Here is an 18,106-nt window from a genome sequence, read left to right as displayed (position 1 = left end):
CGAAATTTCGTGCCCGCCTGAAAAAGGGGCCGTCCATAATGACAAAAAAAGTGGGTCGATGACTGCTGCCTTCGTTCTTGGCATCAACATGTTTGTGGTCGGTGTTTTTGCCGTCGCCTTCGGCGTGGTCGCCGCGACGAATCGCGGGGCCAGGGGCGCGCGGTGGATGGCGTTCGGCTATGCCTCGGGCATTCTGGCGGTGGGGCTCGAATATGTGCTGCCGTGGCAGTCCGATCCGACGCCGGTGGGGGTGTCCATCTACCTCGCCTATCTCCTCGCCATGACTCTGTGCGTCGTCGGTATCGCGCGCCATTATCGCGCCGATCCGCCGTGGCTGGTCGTGCTGACGATCTGGGGGGGCAGCATCATGATGGTGCCGCTGATCTTTTCACTGGCCTATGGGTCGCCGCTGCGCCTCGCGCTCTACCAGTTTTCCTATTTCGTGATGCAGGCGCTAGCGCTGATGCTCGTGTGGCGATCGGGTCAGCGCCAGCGACTCGACATGCTGCTCATGTGCCTTATGGCGCTGGCCGCCCTGATCTATATCGCCAAGCCGCTCATCGCGTGGAAAGTCGGCACTGCCGCCACGCCCCAGGGTTATATGGAGACGATCTACGCCGCCATTTCGCAAAGCCTGGGGGCGGGAACGCTGGTCGCGCTGGCGCTGGTGCTGTTGCTGATCATGATGCGCGACACGACCGCGGAAATCATCGCCCGGTCCGAAACCGACGCCTTGTCGGGCGTGCTCAACCGCCGGGGTTTTGGGGCCCATGCCGAACGCGCGCTGGACAAGGCGCGCGAGGCGGGACGCTCGGCCGTGCTGGTCGCGGCCGACCTCGACCATTTCAAGGCGATCAACGACAGTTTCGGTCATGCCGCGGGCGATGGTGTGATCGTGCGCTTTGCCGCCATGCTGCGCGCCGCTGCCCCGGCCGGGGCGATCGTCAGCCGTCCGGGGGGAGAGGAGTTTGCGGTACTGTTGACGGGGGCGACGCTCGCCGACGGCCGGCTTTATGCCGAAGGCGTCCGGCGCGACTTTGCGTCCTGCTCGTTGATCGACGCCGGGGTCGATTCGCCCGTTTCGGCATCCTTCGGGGTGGCGCAGATGATGCCGGGCGACGGCCTGTCGAGCTTGTGGCGGCGCGCCGACGATGCCCTTTATCGGGCGAAGGCGGGGGGGCGCAATCGGGTGTCGCTGGCCTTGGCAGAGCTTCCGTCCGGCACGCGCAGGGCGGCGGGCACGGCGCTCTAGGCGGCGGTTGCCATCGCCCTGTTTTCGCGGCATAGGCGGGCGGCCCTTTCCTCCCCGGGTCAACTTGCGCATCCGCGCCGACCAAAGGGTATTTGCATGACCGACTTTCTCGACCGCCACGGCCTGTCTGTCGATTCGCGCCTTGTCGCCTTTATCGAAGAACGGGCGATTCCGGGCACCGGGGTCGATGTTGATAAATTCTGGGCCGATTTCGCGGCACTGCTCGGCAAGTTCGCGCCCGAAAATGCCGCGCTGCTGGCAAAGCGGGAGGATCTGCAGGCGCAGATCGACGCCTGGCACCTGGATCGCGCCGGTCAGCCGATCGATGCCGCCGCCTATCAGGGCTTTTTGCGCGAGATCGGCTATCTCGTTCCCGAACCCGCGCCGTTCCAGGTCGGTACGGCAAATGTCGATCCCGAAATCGCGGCGATGGCGGGGCCGCAGCTCGTCGTCCCCGCGCTCAACGCGCGCTTCGCGCTCAACGCCGCCAACGCCCGCTGGGGCAGCCTTTATGATGCCCTTTATGGCACCGACGCGCTCGATGCGCCGCCGGCCCGGCCCGGCGGTTATGACGCCGAACGCGGTGCAGCGGTGATCGCGCGGGCCAAGGCCTTCCTCGACGAAGCGGTGCCGCTGGCATCGGGCCAATGGGCCGACTGGCAGGGCGGACAGCTTCTGCTGGCCGATCCTGCGCAGTGGGTGGGCAGCAAGCCCGGCGGCATCTTGCTCAAACATAATGGCCTGCACATCGAATTGGTGATCGACGAAGGCAGCGCGATCGGTGCGACCGATCCGGCGGGCATCGCCGATGTCGTGATGGAAGCGGCGCTGACGACCATCATCGATCTCGAAGACAGCGTTGCCGCGGTCGACGGCGAGGACAAGGCGCTGGGCTATGCCAACTGGCTCGGCCTGATGCGCGGCGATCTGGTCGAAAGCTTTGACAAGGGGGGAAGGACGGTGACGCGCGCCATGGCCGCTGACCGCGACTGGACCGCTCCCGATGGCACGCCCTTTACCCTACATGGGCGCAGCGTCATGTTCGTCCGCAATGTCGGCCATTTGATGACGACCCCGATGATCCGCCTGCCCGACGGCTCGGAAGCGCCCGAGGGGCTGTGCGATGCCGTCATCACCGGCCTGTGCTCGCTTCATGACCTCAAGGGGCTGGGGACGCTTCGGAACAGCCGTGCGGGCAGCATCTATATCGTCAAGCCCAAGCAGCATGGACCGGAAGAATGCGGTTTCACCGACCGGCTGTTCGACGCGGTCGAGGATATGCTCGGCCTTGCGCGCCATACGATGAAGGTCGGGGTGATGGACGAGGAACGCCGGACGTCCGCCAATCTCGCCGCCTGTATCGAAGCGGTGAAGGACCGCATCGTCTTCATCAACACCGGCTTCCTCGACCGGACGGGGGACGAGATTCACACTTCGATGCGCGCCGGGCCGATGATCCCGAAGGGCGAGATGAAGGCGAGCGACTGGATCGCGGCTTATGAGGATCGCAACGTCCGCATCGGGCTGGCCTGCGGCCTTTCGGGCAAGGCCCAGATCGGCAAGGGGATGTGGGCGATGCCCGACCTCATGAAAGCGATGCTGGACGCAAAGATCGGCCATCCGAAATCGGGCGCCAACACCGCCTGGGTGCCGTCGCCGACCGCCGCGACGCTGCACGCGCTCCATTATCACTTGGTCGATGTCTTCGCGCGGCAGCGTGAGATTGCGGGAGAGGCGGTGCCGGGACTCGACCGGCTGCTCGCAATTCCCGTCGCGACAGGGCGCAACTGGAGCGAGGCGGAACTCACCCGCGAACTCGACAATAATTGCCAGGGCATATTGGGCTATGTCGTGCGCTGGATCGACCAGGGCGTCGGCTGTTCGAAGGTGCCCGACATCGATGACATCGGCCTGATGGAAGACCGCGCGACCTTGCGTATTTCCAGCCAGGCGCTTGCCAACTGGCTGCTCCACGGCGTTTGCACGGCAGAACAGGTCGATGCGGCGCTGGCGCGCATGGCGGCCAAGGTCGATGCGCAAAATGCCGGCGATCCGCTTTACGAGCCGCTGACTCCCGACGGCATCGCATGGCAGGCCGCGCGCGCGCTGATCTTCGAAGGCGTGACCCAGCCATCGGGTTACACCGAACCGCTGCTCCACAAATATCGGCAGATGAAGAAAGCCGCGGCCTGACCGCCCGGCCACGGCTACTGGTTGGCGGCCAATGGCCGCTGCCGGTTCCGGCGCCGGCTATGTCCGCGAACGGGGAAGGGTGAGCGCCGGGTCTGGCCTTCGGGGCGGCCCCCTGGGTCTCGGTCACGCTCCCTTCTGTGCCGCGTGCGACAATCTGCTGTCCTACGATATGGCGCCGCGCTAAGTTCTTCCCAAGTTGTCGTTGGGCGACGGCGGGGGATATAGGCGTTCGGCATTCCGGCGATAAAGTCATGGATACCGCATTATTGGGTTTCTTGTGCGGCGCTTTTGTGGCTTTAAGGGTCGCGCGGGGTCGCGATCAACATCGGTAAAAAAACCGAATCCAGAGTGAAGTTGCGCAGTTTTGCAGGCTTTTTTGCGTGCGGCACGGGCAGGGGGCATGGATGATGACGGCACCGTTCAACTTCGGGCAGCAACGCTTTTTGAAAGCGCTGACAGAGGCGCTCTTTCATGGCGCTGACATGGTGATTTCGGCCGATCAGGTCGTCGACAATGTCAGCGCGCTGTTCGCAAAAGTCGGTGGAACCAAGCTCGACGAAATCCGCCTGTCGCTGACGGCAACCGAACTGGTTCTGGGTGGGCCCTTTTTCACCGAGGACAGCGTCGCCGACCGCGCGGAAAAGCTGCGGTCGCGTTTCCAGCATAGCCAGATCGACCTGTTCCAGGACATGGCGCGGCTGCGCGGCATCATCTACGCCTGCTATTATGGCCATTGGCAACCGGGCGGCGAGGACGAAAATGTCGCCAACCCGGTGCACGCCCAGATCGGTTTCACGCTGCCCAAATTTCGTCAGCGCGGCGCTGGAGAGATGCCGATCACGCTGGTCGAGGGGCGAGAGATTGATCCGGACCATATTCTGGACGGTGCGACGCTCGACGACGAATATGACGTGATCGTCGTCGGATCGGGTGCGGGCGGCGCGATTGCGGCGCATAATGTCGCGGCCCAGGGATATCGGGTGCTGATTGTCGAGGCGGGGCCTTTCCATTCGTCGCCCGACATCAGCCATCACGAACTCGACATGATCGCGCGGCTGTACAAGCATGGGGCGCTGCAAACCTCGACCAACCGCGATTTCGTGGTTTTCCAGGGGCGCTGTGTCGGCGGTTCATCGACGATCAACAACGGTATCTGCCTGCGCGTCAACGAACCCGGGCGTACGCATCCCGATGCGCTCGACGTTCTCGCCAAATGGGCCAGCATCGGCGCACCGGTCGATGCGGCTGACTTTCACGCCGCCTATGATGCGGTGCAGCAACGGCTGGGCATCGCGCCGATCGAACCGCGCAGTGGGCGGCACAATGGTCCGCATCTGATCAACGGCTGGAACGCCTATGCGGCGACCTCCACCGATCCGCGCGATCAGCGCGCGGTTGCCGACTGGTTCGCAAAGAACTTCGGGCCGCCGAACACGCCGAACGCTTGTGCCTATTGCGGCTATTGCAACGCGGGCTGTGCCTATGGCCGGCGAATGGGGATGGCGCAAACCTATCTGCCCTGGGCCTGCCGAGATCATGGCGCGCGGATTCTGCCGGGAACCAAGGCGGCCGAAATCGTCTGGCAGACCGCGATCGACGGGCGGCGCGAGGCGGAGGCGGTGCGGCTGGTGTTGCCCGACGGCAATCGCGTACAGGTGCGGGCGCGCGTCGGGGTGATCGTCGCGGCCGGGACCATCGCATCGTCCAAGCTGCTTCATCGCAGCGATATTTCGGGCACCGGCTATCAGGTGTCGCTCAACGTCGCTTCGCCGGTCGTGGCGTTGATGCCCGAAGGTGCCGGGGGCAATGCCTGGGATGAAGACCAGATGACCAGCTATGTCGATCGCGGCGATTTCCTGCTCGAAAGCCATTTTCAGCCGCCGATGTCGATGGCTTCGCTGATGCCGGGCTGGTTCGGCGACCATGCCGGGCGGATGAAGAATTTCGGGCGCGTTCATTCGGCGGGCATCCTGTTCCCCGCCGACCGGCGTGGCCAGATCGTCAATGGCAAGCTCAAGTTCCGGCTCGATCGCGAAGATGACCTGCCGGTGCTGCGCCGCGCGATGGCGACGTTGACCAAGGTGCATTTCGCCGCCGGGGCGATCGAATGCTATCCCGCGCTGTCGGTGGGGCAGACCGTGACGCCGGACATGGACATCGACGGCTTTTTCGAAAGCGCGATCCGCGAGGCCGACGATGTGACGCTGTCGAGCAGCCATCCGCACGGCGGCAATACGATGCACGAAAATCCCCAGCATGGCGTCGTCGATACCGACTGCCGCGTCCATGGCACCACCAATGTCCTTGTCACCGACGCCAGCGTTTTCCCAAGCTGCATTCGCGTCAATGCCCAGTGGACGACCATGGCTATGGCCCACTATGCGACTGCGCGCGGCGATCCGTTCCGCTAATCCGCCCCTGCGTCCAATCCGCCCAAGCGGAGAACCGGGTGCCTCGCCATGTCGGCCGGATTTGTGTAGGGCGCGCGCATCATGACCTTCACCGTTGCCGCCCTCTATCGCTTCGCCCCCTTTGACGACCCCGCCGCCCTGCGCCAGCCGCTGTACGACCTTTGCACTGCCGGGGGGGTGAAGGGGACATTGCTGCTGGCGCGCGAGGGGGTGAACGGCACCATCGCTGGCACCGAAGCGGCGATTGGGGCGGTGATCGCACATATTCGGGCGCTTCCGGGCTGCGCCGACCTCGACGTCAAATATTCGTCGGCCGCCGCCATGCCCTTTCAGCGGCTCAAGGTCCGGCTGAAAAAGGAAATCGTCACGATGAAGGTGCCGGGTATCGACCCGGCCCGCCAAGTGGGCACTTATGTCGCTCCTGCCGACTGGAACGCGGTGGTCGACGATCCCGATACGGTGGTCATCGACACCCGCAATGATTTCGAGGTCGGCTATGGCAGTTTCGATGGCGCGCTCAATCCGCATACCAAAAGCTTTGGCGAGTTTCCCGACTGGTGGCGCGCCCATGCTGGCGAATTTGCTGGAAAGCGGATCGCGATGTTCTGTACCGGCGGCATTCGCTGCGAAAAATCGACCGCCTTCCTGCGTGCGGAAGGTATCGACGATGTCGTCCATCTGAAGGGCGGTATCCTCGCCTATCTGGAACAGGTGCCCGCCGCCGACAGCCGCTGGCAGGGCAGTTGCTTTGTCTTCGACGAGCGCGTCAGCGTCGGCCACGGCCTGATCGAAGTGGGGGACAAGGCATAGGCTGCGCCAGCCGCCCCGGAATGCTTACCCTTGCCATGGCGGCGCATTTTCCCCACATCGCTGGGCATGAACGCTCCCAATCCGCCGCTCAAGGCCGCCATCGTCCCCGTCACCGCCTTTCAGCAGAATTGTACCCTTTTGTGGTGCACCGAAACCAACAAGGCGGCGTTCGTCGATCCCGGCGGCGACCTCGAAAAGCTGAAGGATGCGGTGCGCCAGACGGGGGTGGAGGTAGAGAAAATTCTCGTCACCCACGGCCACATGGATCATTGCGGCCAGGCGGGGATGCTTGCGAAGGAACTCGGCGTTCCCATCGAGGGGCCGCACGAAGACGACCGTTTCTGGATCGAACGCTTTGCAGAGGACGGCGCGCGTTTCGGTATGGTGGGCGAAGCGTTCGAACCCGACCGCTGGCTGGTCGACGGCGACAAGGTGACGGTCGGCAATCTCAGCCTCGATGTCATCCACTGCCCGGGGCACACGCCGGGTCATGTGGTGTTTCATCATGCGCCGTCGAAACTTGCGATTGTCGGCGATGTGCTGTTCCAGGGCTCGATCGGTCGCACCGACTTTCCGCGCGGCAATCATCAGCAACTGCTCGATTCGATCACCGGTAAATTATGGCCTTTGGGCGACGATACCGTCTTCCTGCCGGGGCATGGTCCGCACAGCAGCTTTGCCCAGGAGCGACGGACCAATCCCTATGTCGGCGATTCGGTCGTGGGGTAACATCCGGGCGGTGATCGGCGCGCGAAGGAGAAGACCGTCATGCGTATCAACATCGCCACGCTGGGCACACGCGGGGACGTCCAACCCTATCTGGCGCTGGCCCGGGGTCTCGTCGCGCGGGGGCACGCGGTACAGATCGCCGGTCCCGAACAGTTCGGTGAATTTGTCGGATCGGCGGGCATCGACTTCGCCCCGCTGCCGGGCGAGTTTCTGGCGCTGCTCGATACGCCGGAGGGCAAGGCCGCGGTTGCCGGGGGAAAGGGTTTCAGCGCGGGCTTCAAGCTTTTGAAGCATGTGCGGCCGCTGATGGGGCGGCTGCTGGATGCGGAATGGGACGCGGTCCGCGCCTTTTCTCCCGATCTTATCATTCATCACCCCAAATCGATCGCCTCTCCGCATATGGCGGAGCGCCTTGGCATCCCGCATATTCTGGCCTCGCCGCTTCCCGGCTTCACGCCGACGGCGGCCTTTCCCAGCCCGCTGCTGCCGATGGCGAATCTTGGCCCGTTCAATCGAGCCAGCCATCGCCTGTCGATCCATGGCGGCGAGCTGTTGTTCCGCAAGATGCTGCGCGAATGGCGCTTTTCCACGCTCGGCCTCGGCAAGCGTCGGGCCGGGAGCGGTCCGATTGCCACGCTCTATGCCTACAGCCCTCATGTCTTGCCAAAGCCGCAGGACTGGGATGATTCGGTCGGCGTCACCGGATATTGGTTTCTGGACGAGGGGAAGGGCTGGACGATGCCCGCCGGGCTCGGCGATTTCCTGGATCGGGGCGACCCGCCCATCTATGTCGGTTTCGGCAGTATGCCTGGCGTCGATCCCGTCCGGCTGGGGGCGGTGGTGGTGGAGGCGCTGGCCAGGGCCGGGCGCCGCGCCATCGTTGCGACCGGCGGCGGCGCGCTGGAGATCGGCGACGTGCCGTCGCATGTGCATGTCCTGTCGTCGGCGCCGCATGATGTGCTGTTCCGGCACGTCGGCGCGGCGCTCCATCACGGCGGAGCGGGGACGACCGGTGCGTCGTTGCGGGCGGGGCTGCCGACGATCATCTGCCCCTTCATGGGGGACCAGCCTTTTTGGGCGCGTCGGGTCGCGGCGCTGGGATGCGGGCCGCCGCCGCTCGATCGTAACCGGCTGGATGTCGCGGCCTTGGCCGGCGCGTTCGCGGCGACCGGAGATGCGGGAATGAAGGATCGCGCCGCGATTCTCGGCCGGCGAATCGCGGCGGAAGATGGTGTGACGGCGGCGGTCGAGCATATCGAGCGCGCCGCCGCCGGTTGCGGGTGGTGATTCTGAACGACCCGATGCGTTTCCCGCAATTGCGCGTCGCTTACTGCGCGGCGGGCGTTTCGGTTTCGACGATCTCGGTCGCGATGATTTCGGTCGGCGTCATATAGACGGCGGCCAGCGCGGTAATCGCCAGACCCAATTGGGTCAGCATGGTGATGATGGTGCCGGCAAAGCGCGCCCACATCGTGCCATCCATGCCGACGGCGTGCAGGACGCGGCCGACCAGATAGAGCGCCCCGGCGCCCCACAGCCACAGCGAAGATCCCGTGCCCAGCTCGACCAGCGCGATCAGGATCAACACAAAGGCGGTGTTTTCGACATAATTGCTGTGCGCGCGCATCCGCCGCGTCACCAGTTCATTGCCGCCGTCTCCGACGAAGATCTTTTCCTTGGTCCGGACGCGCCCGACGCGCATAGAAAGCCAGATGTTCAGCAGGGCCGCACCGGCGGCTATCGTCAGGCTGACGGGCAACATGATCATTTCGCTTCCCCTTGTTTCTTGGCACGCGCATCAGGATCGCGCGGCGGCCCAGGCTGTGGCATTCCGTCGCGCGTACCGCAAGCCTTGGTATGGCGGACCTTCGGGGCTTGCCTTTGTGGGCAAAAACGCTATAGCCGCGCCCGATCCGGCACCCGACACCATCAGGCGTTGAGGCACCTTCCGGCGGAAGATTATCCTGCGATATCAGTGCAGGGCAGCCTTCGGCGCGGCGGGCGGGCCAGTCATTCTCCGAATAGTCGGGGGGCGACAAATCCGGGTTTGCCGATTCGTGTAAACAATTGAGAATGCAGGAAATATCATGGCCGTCCCCAAGCGAAAAACCTCGCCCTCAAAGCGCGGCATGCGTCGTAGCCACGACAGCCTGAAGGTTGAAGCCTTTCAGGAATGCCCCAACTGCGGCGAACTGAAGCGCCCGCACAATCTTTGCAACGCTTGTGGCCACTACAATGGCCGTGAAGTGGTGTCGGTCGGCGCATAAACCCTAGCCGGAGGGCTAGCCGGAGGGGATGTTCATGAGCCTGACACCGCGAATCGCGATCGATGCGATGGGCGGTGACGTCGGCGTGCGCGTGATGTGCGCCGGCGCGGCCATGGCCCGCCACCGGCACGATGGGCTGCGTTTTCTGCTCGTCGGCGACGAGACGCGGATCAAGGCAGCCCTCGACAACCACCCCAATCTGCGCGCCGCGTCGGATATTATCCATACCGACGTCGTCGTGTCGGGTGAGGACAAGCCGAGCCAGGCGTTGCGCAAGGCGCGTAACAGCTCGATGGGGCTCGCGATCGATGCGGTAAAGCGCGGCGATGCGGGCGGTGCTGTGTCCGCCGGAAACACCGGCGCGCTGATGGCGATGGCAAAGGTCGCCTTGCGTACCATGCCGGGCATCGACCGGCCCGCACTGGCCGCCCTGCTTCCTTCGCTGGGCGCCAATGACGTCGTCATGCTCGACCTTGGCGCCAACACCGATTGCGATGCGACCAACCTGACCCAGTTTGCGGTGATGGGCGCAGCCTATGCGCGGACCGCCATGGGGCTGGAGAGGCCGCGTGTGGCCTTGCTCAACATCGGCACCGAAGAGTTGAAGGGCACCGACGAGATTCGGGATGCCGCGGCGATGCTGCGCGGCGCCGAGGGCCTGCCGATGGAGTTCGTTGGCTTCATCGAAGGCGACAAGCTGTCGCGCGGCGATGTCGATGTCGTGGTCCATGACGGATTTTCGGGCAATATCGCGCTCAAGACGATCGAGGGAACGGCGCGTTTCGTGACCGACCTGCTGCGCCGCGCCTTCACCAGTTCGGTGCGTTCGAAGATCGGCTTTCTGATTTCGCGCCCCGCGACCGAATTGCTTCGGCATCATCTCGATCCCAATAATCATAATGGCGCCGTGTTCCTCGGCCTCAACGGCGTGGTGCTCAAGAGCCATGGCAGCGCCGATGCCAAGGGCGTGGCCAATGCGGTGCATTTGTGCGCTGAACTCGTGGAAAAGGACATTACGCGCCAAGTGACCGAGGATCTTGCCAATTTCCGTCGCGAAGACGCCGCATGACGCTGCGTGCGATACTTGCCGGTACCGGGTCGGCGCTGCCGCGGACGCGGGTTTCGAATGAAGAACTGACCCGCCGGGTCGATACCAGCGATGAATGGATCGTCGAGCGCACCGGCATCCGCTTTCGCCATATTGCCGAGGCTGATGAAACGACCGCGACGCTCGGCGCTGCGGCGGCGCGCGAGGCGCTCGCGGCGGCGGGGCTCCAGCCGGCCGATATCGGGCTGATCATCGTCGCCACGGCGACTCCCGACAATACCTTTCCGGCCAGCGCGACCAAGGTTCAGGCGCTTCTGGGGACCCCGGACTGCATCGCCTTTGACGTTGCGGCGGTGTGTTCGGGATTCCTTTATGCGGTATCGGTCGCCGATTCGATGCTCCGCACAGGGGCGGCCAAACATGCGCTGGTGATCGGATCGGAAACCTTCAGTCGTATTCTCGACTGGGAAGATCGCACGACCTGCGTTTTGTTCGGCGACGGGGCCGGGGCGGTCGTGCTGTCGGCAAAAGAGGTTGCGGACGATCGCGGGATTCTGGCGACGCGCCTTCATGCCGAGGGGCAATATGCCGACATGCTTTATGTCGATGGCGGTCCTTCGACGACCGGTACGGTCGGCCATGTCCGGATGCAGGGGCGCGAGGTGTTTCGCCATGCCGTGACCAATCTGGCGTCGGTGCTGGGCGAGGTTCTGGCCGACACCGGCCTGTCGGCGGCGGACATCGACTGGGTTGTCCCGCACCAGGCGAACAAGCGGATCATCGACGCGACGGCGAAGAAGCTCGGCCTTCCGGCCGACCGGGTGGTGGTGACCGTTGATCAGCACGCCAACACGTCGGCGGCGTCGGTGCCGCTCGCACTCGACCTTGCGGTCCGCGACGGACGGGTAAAGCGCGGCGATCTCGTGGTGCTGGAGGCTATGGGCGGCGGCTTCACCTGGGGTGCGGCCGTCCTGCGGGTCTGATCAAGCGCTGCGGGACGGAGCCCGTGCCGGCTCGGCAATCCTGTCGCATCAACTCTTCCGTCCATCCGTTTCAGTTTGGCGGATTAATTCGCTTTTGTTACATTGCGATCCGGGACTCGCGAAGGTTGGGGGCCTTGGCCTGTCCCGATCGTTCATCCACTTCAGGAGGGGGAAGGGAAACATCATGACAGCAGGAACGCTTACGCGCGCAGATATTGCGGCACGGATCAATCAGCAGATTGGCCTGTCGCGTAACGAATCGGCGAATATTGTCGAATCGATTCTGGAACATATGTCCGACGCGCTGGCCGATGGGCAGAATGTGAAAATCTCCGGTTTCGGTACGTTCGTCCTGCGCGACAAGGCGCAGCGCATCGGCCGTAATCCCAAAACGGGAATAGAAGTGCCGATCCTGCCGCGCCGGGTCATGACCTTTCGGGCCAGCCAGGCGATGCGTGCCCGGGTTGCTGGCAAGTAACCGGAAAATTTCTTGATGTCTGACGCTGATGAACCAAATGGGGGGGGCAAGGCCGCTGGCGCCATGCTGTCCATCGGGGAATTGGCGAGCGAGCTTGGCGTTCCGGCGCATGTGCTGCGATACTGGGAAACCCGCTTTCCTCAGTTGAAGCCGCTTCAGCGTTCGGGGCGCCGCCGCTATTATCGAACGGGTGATGTCGCGCTGGCGAAGCGCATCCATCACCTGCTCCATGTTCAGGGTTATACGATCGACGGCGCACGAAAGGCGCTGAACGATGACGGGGCGCCCGCCGTTGTGGCCGAAGCACCGCGTGCATCCCCGGCTTTGCCCCGGCCTTCCGGGGTGCCGGTCGATGCGCTGGTCGCGCTTCGTGAAAGGCTCGCTGCCGCGCTCGGCTGAGCGGGGCTTTCAGGCGGCGTCGCGCAGCGCCGGGCTGCCGATTCGATTGCCGATCTGCCGCGCTGCCGCCAGTGCCTCTGGGGCTTGCGCCGGATCGAGCACGGCCAAAAGGTCGGACGACAGGACCCGCGCGCCGCAATAATCGAAAATGCCATGTTCGATCTGCGTCTTCATGGCGTCGGAATAGCCATGCTTGGCATAGGTGCCGGCGTTGGTCGCCCCGATCGCGATCAGATGGACGCCCAGCCGGTCCAGCTTCTTTTCCACCTTGCCGCCGAGGCTCTCCTCATAGGCCCAGCCATTGGCAAAGACGCGATCGATCCACCCCTTCAACAGCGCGGGCATCGACCACCAATAGACCGGATAGACAAGCACCAGCCTGTCGGCGCGATCGATGCGCGCCTGTTCGGCCAGGATGCTCGCGGGCGGGGACGCGACCTGGCCAAAGGTCTCGATGTCGGACATCGAAAATCGCGGATCGAACCCTTCGGCGGTCAGGTCCGCAATCTCCACCTCATTGCCTGCGGCGGCGGCGGCGATGGCATCGCCGACTTCCTTGCCCACGGCATGGGTCAGCGACGAACGATTGGGATGCGACAGAATGATCAGGCTGTGCATGACGGTAAATCCAATAGGCTTGAGGTGAGGGGCAGGTATCTATATACTTTTAGTAAGTTACTAATGGTATATAAAGATGTCAAGCCGCCAGCCCATGCCCGCAAAGTCTGAAACTCGTCGCCGCCTGTCGCGGGACGATCGCTTTCGTCAACTTGTCGAAACCGCCTGGCGGATGCTGGGGCAGGAGGGGGCGGATGCGCTCTCGCTGGGGCGGCTTGCCGAGCGGGCCGGGGTAACGAAGCCCTTGGTCTATGATCATTTCGGCACGCGAGAGGGGCTGCTCGCTGCCCTGTTTCGTGACTTTGACCGGCGCCAGGCCGAAACGATGAATGCCGCGCTCGCCGCGAGTGCCGACACGTTGGAAGCCAAGGCGGAGGTGCTGGCCGACGCCTATGTCGAATGCGTGGCACGGCAGGGCCGCGAAATACCCGGCATCCTCGCAGCGCTGGCGGGCTCGCCGGAAATGAATGCGATCATTCGCGAACATGAACGGGTGTTCACCGCCAAATGTCGGCGTCTGTTCGCACCCTTTGCCGGAGATCGGGAGCCGGGGGCTGCGGCGCTATGGGCAATGCTCGGCAGCGCCGACGCGCTTTCGCGGGCGGCGGCGGCGGGCGATCTGTCGGCGGACGAGGCGCGCGCCGAACTGTACCGGACGATTGTTCAGATGGTCCGGCGGACCTGGGCGGCCGATGACAGCTAGTCGATCACCGGCGACAGTGCGGGATCGAGGTCGCGGGGGCGGATGAAGGCGGTAAAGCGCGCTTGTCCCCAATCGATCGCGTGCCAGTCGTCTATATCGATCTCCAGCCGCGCCAGCGCCGCGGTCGGCAGCTTTTCCTCGACCTTCGCGCGCAGCGCGTCGTCGGGGGTTTCGGGAACGAGCATTAGGATCAGGTCTTCCAGCCCCGGATTATGACCGGCGATCAACAGATGCCGTGCATCGCGCCCGGTTTCGCGGATCACGTCGAGCAGCGTCGCCGCCGAAGCCAGATAGATGCGCCGGTCCCAATGCGGTTCGATGGCATCGAGCCCCGCCGCGGGTTGAAAAATGTCGAGCGTTTCGATGACTCGCACCGCGGGCGAGGCGATGATGCGGTCGATGCTCAATCCCTGTCTCTTCGCATATTGGCCGACCAGTTCGGCGCCGCGGCGCCCGCGCGGATTGATCGGGCGGTCGAAATCGCGTTCGACCGGCGCGTCCCAGCCCGACTTTGCATGACGCAGGATGGTCAAACTCTTCAAAATCTCTCCCCGCGCCGCGCGCTGTCGCTGAATCGGCTGCCTTGTGCCGCAAACTCATGACCATGAAAAGGCGGCTTGAACGGTCAGGAGGTTAATCGTGCCGCGCGGTCGGCGGGTTTTACGCCGCGGCGTCGCTCGACATTGGCGGCGGCAACATGGTTCACCGCCTCGTCGAGGGGCAGGCGGCGGATCGGCGTGCCGTCGGGAAAGGCGGTCAACAGCCGCGACGGCACGCTTGGCGACAGCATGACGAACTGGCCGAAATCGTCGGCGCGCCGGATCAGCCGCCCGAACGCCTGGCCGATGCGGGCGCGAATGACCATGTCGTCATAGCGCCCGCCGCCCTGTGCGGCGCGGCGTGCGGCGTGCAGGATCGTCGGGCGCGGCCAGGGCACGCCCTCCATGATCACCAGCCGCAGCGAATCGCCGGGAACATCGACCCCGTCGCGCAAGGCGTCGGTGCCGAGCAGCGAGGCGTGCGGGTCGGCACGGAAAATATCGACGAGCGTGCCGGTGTCGAGCGGGTCGACATGCTGGGCAAACAGCGGCAGCCCGGCGCGCGCCAGCCGGTCGGCGATGCGGGCATGGACGATGCGCAGCCGCCGGATCGCGCTAAACAGCCCCAGTGCGCCGCCGCCCGCCGCCTCGATCAACCGGCTATAGGCGCCCGCCAGCGCCGCCAGGTCGCCGCGCGCGATGTCGGTGACGACCAGCACCTCCGACTGGCGGGCATAGTCAAAGGGGCTGGCAACCGCGAAATGCCGCACCCCGCCATCGATGTGCCGTGCACCAGTGCGGATGTTGGCGTCGTCCCAGTCGCCCGCGCCATGACCGCCGCCACGCAGCGTCGCCGAGGTGACGAGCACGCCCTGCGCGGGGCGGTACACCGCTTCGGCCACCGGCCGCGCCGGGTCGAGCCAGTGGCGATGCAGCCCGCAGTCGAACTCGCGCCCATCATAGCGCTCGACGGCCAGCCAATCGACGAAATCGGGGTCGGCGGGGCCGCCGACCCGGCCCAGCAGCGACAGCCAGCCGCCCAGCGTGTCGATACGGGTGCCCAGGCTGTGGCGCGCGCCGTCGACGCGGGCGCGCGCCTGCCCGTCGAGCCAGTCGGGCGGATCGTCGATCAGCGCGTCGAGCCGCTTGCCGAGCGCCATCAGCGGGCGCAGCAGCGCCTCGATCGCGTCGCTGGCGTCGGCCGCTGCGGCCACCAGTTCGGGGTCGGGGTCGGCGAGTTCGGTTTCGAGACCATAGCCGCTGTCGGCATTCTTGGGATCGACGCTGCGGGCATAGACCATCGCCCGCACCGCGGCGAGCAGCCGCTCGATCGCGCCCCAGGGGGCCTTTTCGGCGAGCCGTCCCAGCCATCCTTCGCCAGGCAATTCGGCGGCGGCGGCGATGGCGGCCTGGATCGCCTTGTCTCCCGCTTCGTCATAGCTTGCGACGTCGGCGAGCCGCGCGGCGAGGCCGCGCCGCCGCCCACGCGATTTGCCTTCGGGCCCCATGACCCAGCGGCGGATTTCGACCGTTTCCTGCCCGGTCAGCGCGGCCGCGAACATCGAATCGGCAGCGTCCCACAGATGATGGCCCTCGTCAAAGATCAGCCGGGTCGCGGCCGTATTGCCGCCGTCGCGCGGCCGCGCCGCCTGCACCATGGTCAGCGCATGATTGGCGATCACGATTTCGGCCTGGCTTGCGGCCCGCGCCGAGCGTTCGATGAAGCATTTGCGGAAATGCGGACAGCCCGCATAGATGCACTCGCCGCGCCGGTCGGTCAGCGCGGTGGTGCCGTTGCGACGAAACAGCGCGGGCAGCCAGCCGGGCAAATCGCCGCCGATCATGTCGCCGTCGCGGGTATAGGCCGCCCAGCGCGCGACCAGCTGCGCCAGGATCGCGGCGCGCCCCGAAAAGCCGCCTTGCAGCGCATCTTCCAGGTTCAACAGGCACAGATAATTCTCGCGCCCCTTGCGCACCACCACCTTTTCGCGGTGCGTTGCGGGGTCGGGATACAGCCGCTCGGTCTCGCGTGCCAACTGGCGCTGCAATGCCTTGGTATAGGTCGAAATGCACACGCTGCCTGCCGACTGATTGATCCACTGCTTGGCGGGGGCGAGGTAGCCGAGCGTCTTGCCGATCCCGGTTCCGGCCTCGGCGACCAGCATCTGCGGCAAGTCTTTTCGCTCGCGCGGGGCAAAGATGGCGGCGACGGCGCTGGCATAATCGCGCTGCCCGGCGCGCCGTTCGGCGCCGTCGCCGGTCAGCCGGTCCAGCCGCGCGGTGACATCCTCCGCATTGATCGTCACGGTGCGCGGCTGCGGGCGCGGCGGCGCTTCTTCCCATTCGGGCAGGCGCGCGAACAGCCAGCGGTCGGCCGCGCCGGGGGAGCCGAGGCGCGGCTGGATCAGCGGCGCCCACGGCCAGCGCTGACGCGCCAGCGCTTGCAAGCCATGCCATGCGCCTTCGCGCTCGGGCCACGCCGGATCGTCGAGGACGCCGAGCATCGCAGCCGCCGCATGCGGGAGAAAGGCGGCGATGTCCGCTTCGGTCTCGGGCGCGTCGATTGCGAGCGCCGCGGCCAACCCCGCTGGAGTCGGTACGGCAAAGCGCGCGGGGAAGATGAAGGCGAACAGTTCGAGCAGGTCGAGCCCCGACAGTTCGGGATAGCCCAGCCGGTCGCCGGTCAGCGCCGCGCCGAGCAGCAGGTGCGGGGTCGCCGCGACGGCGGCCATGGCCTCGCCGCGCCCGACGCGCGTGGTGCGGCCTGCGGTGTCGGCGATCCATATGCCGATGTGGCTCGCATGGATCGCGGGCAGGGAGAGGGGATCGGGGAGCACCGCGCCACGCTAGGCACAAAGCGCGAACGCGGCAAGGGCGGCTGACAGAACTGTCTTGCGGCGCGGGCACAGCGGAACCGCTGGGACGGGCGCGCGAAACGGCTCCCTTTCAAGGCGCCAGACCCGGATTCGGCGCGCGGTGGGGCGATTAACTCAGCCCGCGACGTCCGAATCCGGTCGCCCGGCTGTGCATGAAAATTTGCGCCGGGCTCGAAGGCAGGGCGCCGCGCGCGCGTTCCAGCGCGTTGAACAGTGGGCCGCTCGTCAGCTCATAGGGGAAGCGGACGCCCATACGGTCGAATTCGGACCACATGACCACGGCATAAACGATCTGGCCCGCATAGTGGATTTCGCATCGCGACCGGGCGGGCATGCTTGCTCCATCGATCCGCGCTCCGCCTTCGGACAGGTCGGAAATCGTGCCTTCGACAAGGTTCAGAACGCCGTTGACGGTCACTTCGATGTCGACGGGCGTGCGCTTGTGCTGGCGCGGGCGGGGATCGGGCGAACGGGTCATGAATCGGATGCTATGCCGCTGATGGTAAATTTCCGGTAACCATGATTGCTTGCCAGAAAAAGCAGGCCGTTCGGCCTTTCCTAAATTGTCGGTGGGTGATCCCAATGGGTCGATGCCCATCGCGAATCATCTGCGCCCAAGACAATCGGCCAAGGCTGCACTGCCCACAGCCGCGCTGAAAGCCGCAAGGGTGGCAACGGCACCGGCGTGGCCGCCTTCGTACCGGACTATTGTGGCCTTGTCCGCGTGGCATCGGCGTTGCGGGCGTGAATCGCGAGTAAAGTTAGGCGGTTTTCCGTGCTTCTTTCCATCGACCGCGCTT

17 protein-coding genes are annotated in these 18,106 nt (G+C 65.2%); 12 read left to right on the top strand and 5 right to left on the bottom strand.

Annotated elements, in window-relative coordinates; all coding sequences use genetic code 11:
* The first annotated feature begins 58 nt into the window (after positions 1–58).
* The 6 genes from U0S50_RS14085 to U0S50_RS14060 all read left to right on the top strand — a co-directional run bounded on the left by U0S50_RS14085 (position 59) and on the right by U0S50_RS14060 (position 8,682).
* Positions 59–1,252, top strand: a complete 1,194-nt coding sequence (locus U0S50_RS14085) for a GGDEF domain-containing protein (protein WP_322309398.1) — start codon at positions 59–61, stop codon at positions 1,250–1,252.
* 96 nt (positions 1,253–1,348) lie between these two features.
* Positions 1,349–3,445 carry a malate synthase G gene (locus U0S50_RS14080; RefSeq protein WP_322309397.1) on the top strand — a complete coding sequence of 699 codons (2,097 nt, stop codon included), beginning with the start codon at positions 1,349–1,351 and terminating at the stop codon, positions 3,443–3,445.
* A 404-nt stretch (positions 3,446–3,849) separates the two neighbouring features.
* Positions 3,850–5,856, top strand: a complete 2,007-nt coding sequence (locus U0S50_RS14075; protein WP_322309396.1) for a GMC family oxidoreductase N-terminal domain-containing protein — start codon at positions 3,850–3,852, stop codon at positions 5,854–5,856.
* 81 nt (positions 5,857–5,937) lie between these two features.
* Complete coding sequence (locus U0S50_RS14070; protein ID WP_322309395.1) at positions 5,938–6,666, top strand: rhodanese-related sulfurtransferase; 729 nt, start codon at positions 5,938–5,940, stop codon at positions 6,664–6,666.
* A gap of 66 nt (positions 6,667–6,732) precedes the next feature.
* Entirely contained in the window at positions 6,733–7,395 is a 663-nt protein-coding gene (locus tag U0S50_RS14065) for an MBL fold metallo-hydrolase (RefSeq protein ID WP_322309394.1), read from the top strand.
* A gap of 39 nt (positions 7,396–7,434) precedes the next feature.
* Complete coding sequence (locus U0S50_RS14060) at positions 7,435–8,682, top strand: glycosyltransferase (RefSeq protein WP_322309393.1); 1,248 nt, start codon at positions 7,435–7,437, stop codon at positions 8,680–8,682.
* Between the two features lie 40 nt (positions 8,683–8,722).
* On the opposite strand, the gene U0S50_RS14055 is transcribed toward U0S50_RS14060, so the two are convergent.
* Complete coding sequence (locus U0S50_RS14055; protein ID WP_322309392.1) at positions 8,723–9,163, bottom strand: MAPEG family protein; 441 nt, start codon at positions 9,161–9,163, stop codon at positions 8,723–8,725.
* Between the two features lie 319 nt (positions 9,164–9,482).
* Here U0S50_RS14055 and rpmF point away from each other — a divergent pair, with 319 nt between their 5' ends.
* The 5 genes from rpmF (at position 9,483) to U0S50_RS14030 (ending at position 12,570) form a co-directional block, all read left to right on the top strand.
* Entirely contained in the window at positions 9,483–9,662 is a 180-nt protein-coding gene (gene rpmF, locus U0S50_RS14050) for a 50S ribosomal protein L32 (RefSeq protein ID WP_011541714.1), read from the top strand.
* Positions 9,663–9,696: 34 nt separating this feature from the next.
* The gene (gene plsX, locus U0S50_RS14045) at positions 9,697–10,731 is read left to right on the top strand and encodes a phosphate acyltransferase PlsX (RefSeq protein WP_322309391.1); all 1,035 of its coding nucleotides are present in this window, start codon (positions 9,697–9,699) and stop codon (positions 10,729–10,731) included.
* The gene (locus tag U0S50_RS14040) at positions 10,728–11,693 is read left to right on the top strand and encodes a beta-ketoacyl-ACP synthase III (RefSeq protein ID WP_322309390.1); all 966 of its coding nucleotides are present in this window, start codon (positions 10,728–10,730) and stop codon (positions 11,691–11,693) included. The genes plsX and U0S50_RS14040 overlap by 4 nt, the downstream gene beginning before the upstream one ends.
* Positions 11,694–11,877: 184 nt before the next feature.
* Positions 11,878–12,171: an integration host factor subunit alpha gene (locus U0S50_RS14035; RefSeq protein WP_322309389.1), complete on the top strand. Its 294-nt coding sequence runs from the start codon at positions 11,878–11,880 to the stop codon at positions 12,169–12,171.
* A gap of 63 nt (positions 12,172–12,234) precedes the next feature.
* On the top strand, positions 12,235–12,570 hold the full coding sequence (locus U0S50_RS14030) for a MerR family transcriptional regulator (RefSeq protein ID WP_322309388.1): 336 nt from the start codon (positions 12,235–12,237) through the stop codon (positions 12,568–12,570).
* Positions 12,571–12,579: 9 nt separating this feature from the next.
* Here the strand turns inward: U0S50_RS14030 and U0S50_RS14025 are convergent, their stop codons facing one another.
* Positions 12,580–13,188, bottom strand: a complete 609-nt coding sequence (locus tag U0S50_RS14025) for an NAD(P)H-dependent oxidoreductase (protein ID WP_322309387.1) — start codon at positions 13,186–13,188, stop codon at positions 12,580–12,582.
* A gap of 94 nt (positions 13,189–13,282) precedes the next feature.
* Here U0S50_RS14025 and U0S50_RS14020 point away from each other — a divergent pair, with 94 nt between their 5' ends.
* Positions 13,283–13,891 (top strand): helix-turn-helix domain-containing protein, encoded by a 609-nt coding sequence (locus tag U0S50_RS14020; RefSeq protein WP_322309386.1) that lies wholly within the window; start codon positions 13,283–13,285, stop codon positions 13,889–13,891.
* Here U0S50_RS14020 and U0S50_RS14015 read toward each other — a convergent pair.
* The 3 genes from U0S50_RS14015 to U0S50_RS14005 all read right to left on the bottom strand — a co-directional run bounded on the left by U0S50_RS14015 (position 13,888) and on the right by U0S50_RS14005 (position 17,784).
* Positions 13,888–14,433 carry a histidine phosphatase family protein gene (locus U0S50_RS14015; RefSeq protein WP_322309385.1) on the bottom strand — a complete coding sequence of 182 codons (546 nt, stop codon included), beginning with the start codon at positions 14,431–14,433 and terminating at the stop codon, positions 13,888–13,890. The genes U0S50_RS14020 and U0S50_RS14015 overlap by 4 nt on opposite strands.
* Positions 14,434–14,516: 83 nt before the next feature.
* Complete coding sequence (locus U0S50_RS14010; protein ID WP_322309384.1) at positions 14,517–17,267, bottom strand: ATP-dependent DNA helicase; 2,751 nt, start codon at positions 17,265–17,267, stop codon at positions 14,517–14,519.
* Positions 17,268–17,415: 148 nt separating this feature from the next.
* Entirely contained in the window at positions 17,416–17,784 is a 369-nt protein-coding gene (locus U0S50_RS14005; protein WP_322309383.1) for a PilZ domain-containing protein, read from the bottom strand.
* Positions 17,785–18,106: the final 322 nt, after the last annotated feature.

Source organism: Sphingopyxis sp. (assembly GCF_034380315.1).
In the GTDB taxonomy this organism is placed as follows: Bacteria; Pseudomonadota; Alphaproteobacteria; order Sphingomonadales; family Sphingomonadaceae; genus Sphingopyxis.
This window is presented reverse-complemented; position numbering and strand designations above follow the sequence as displayed.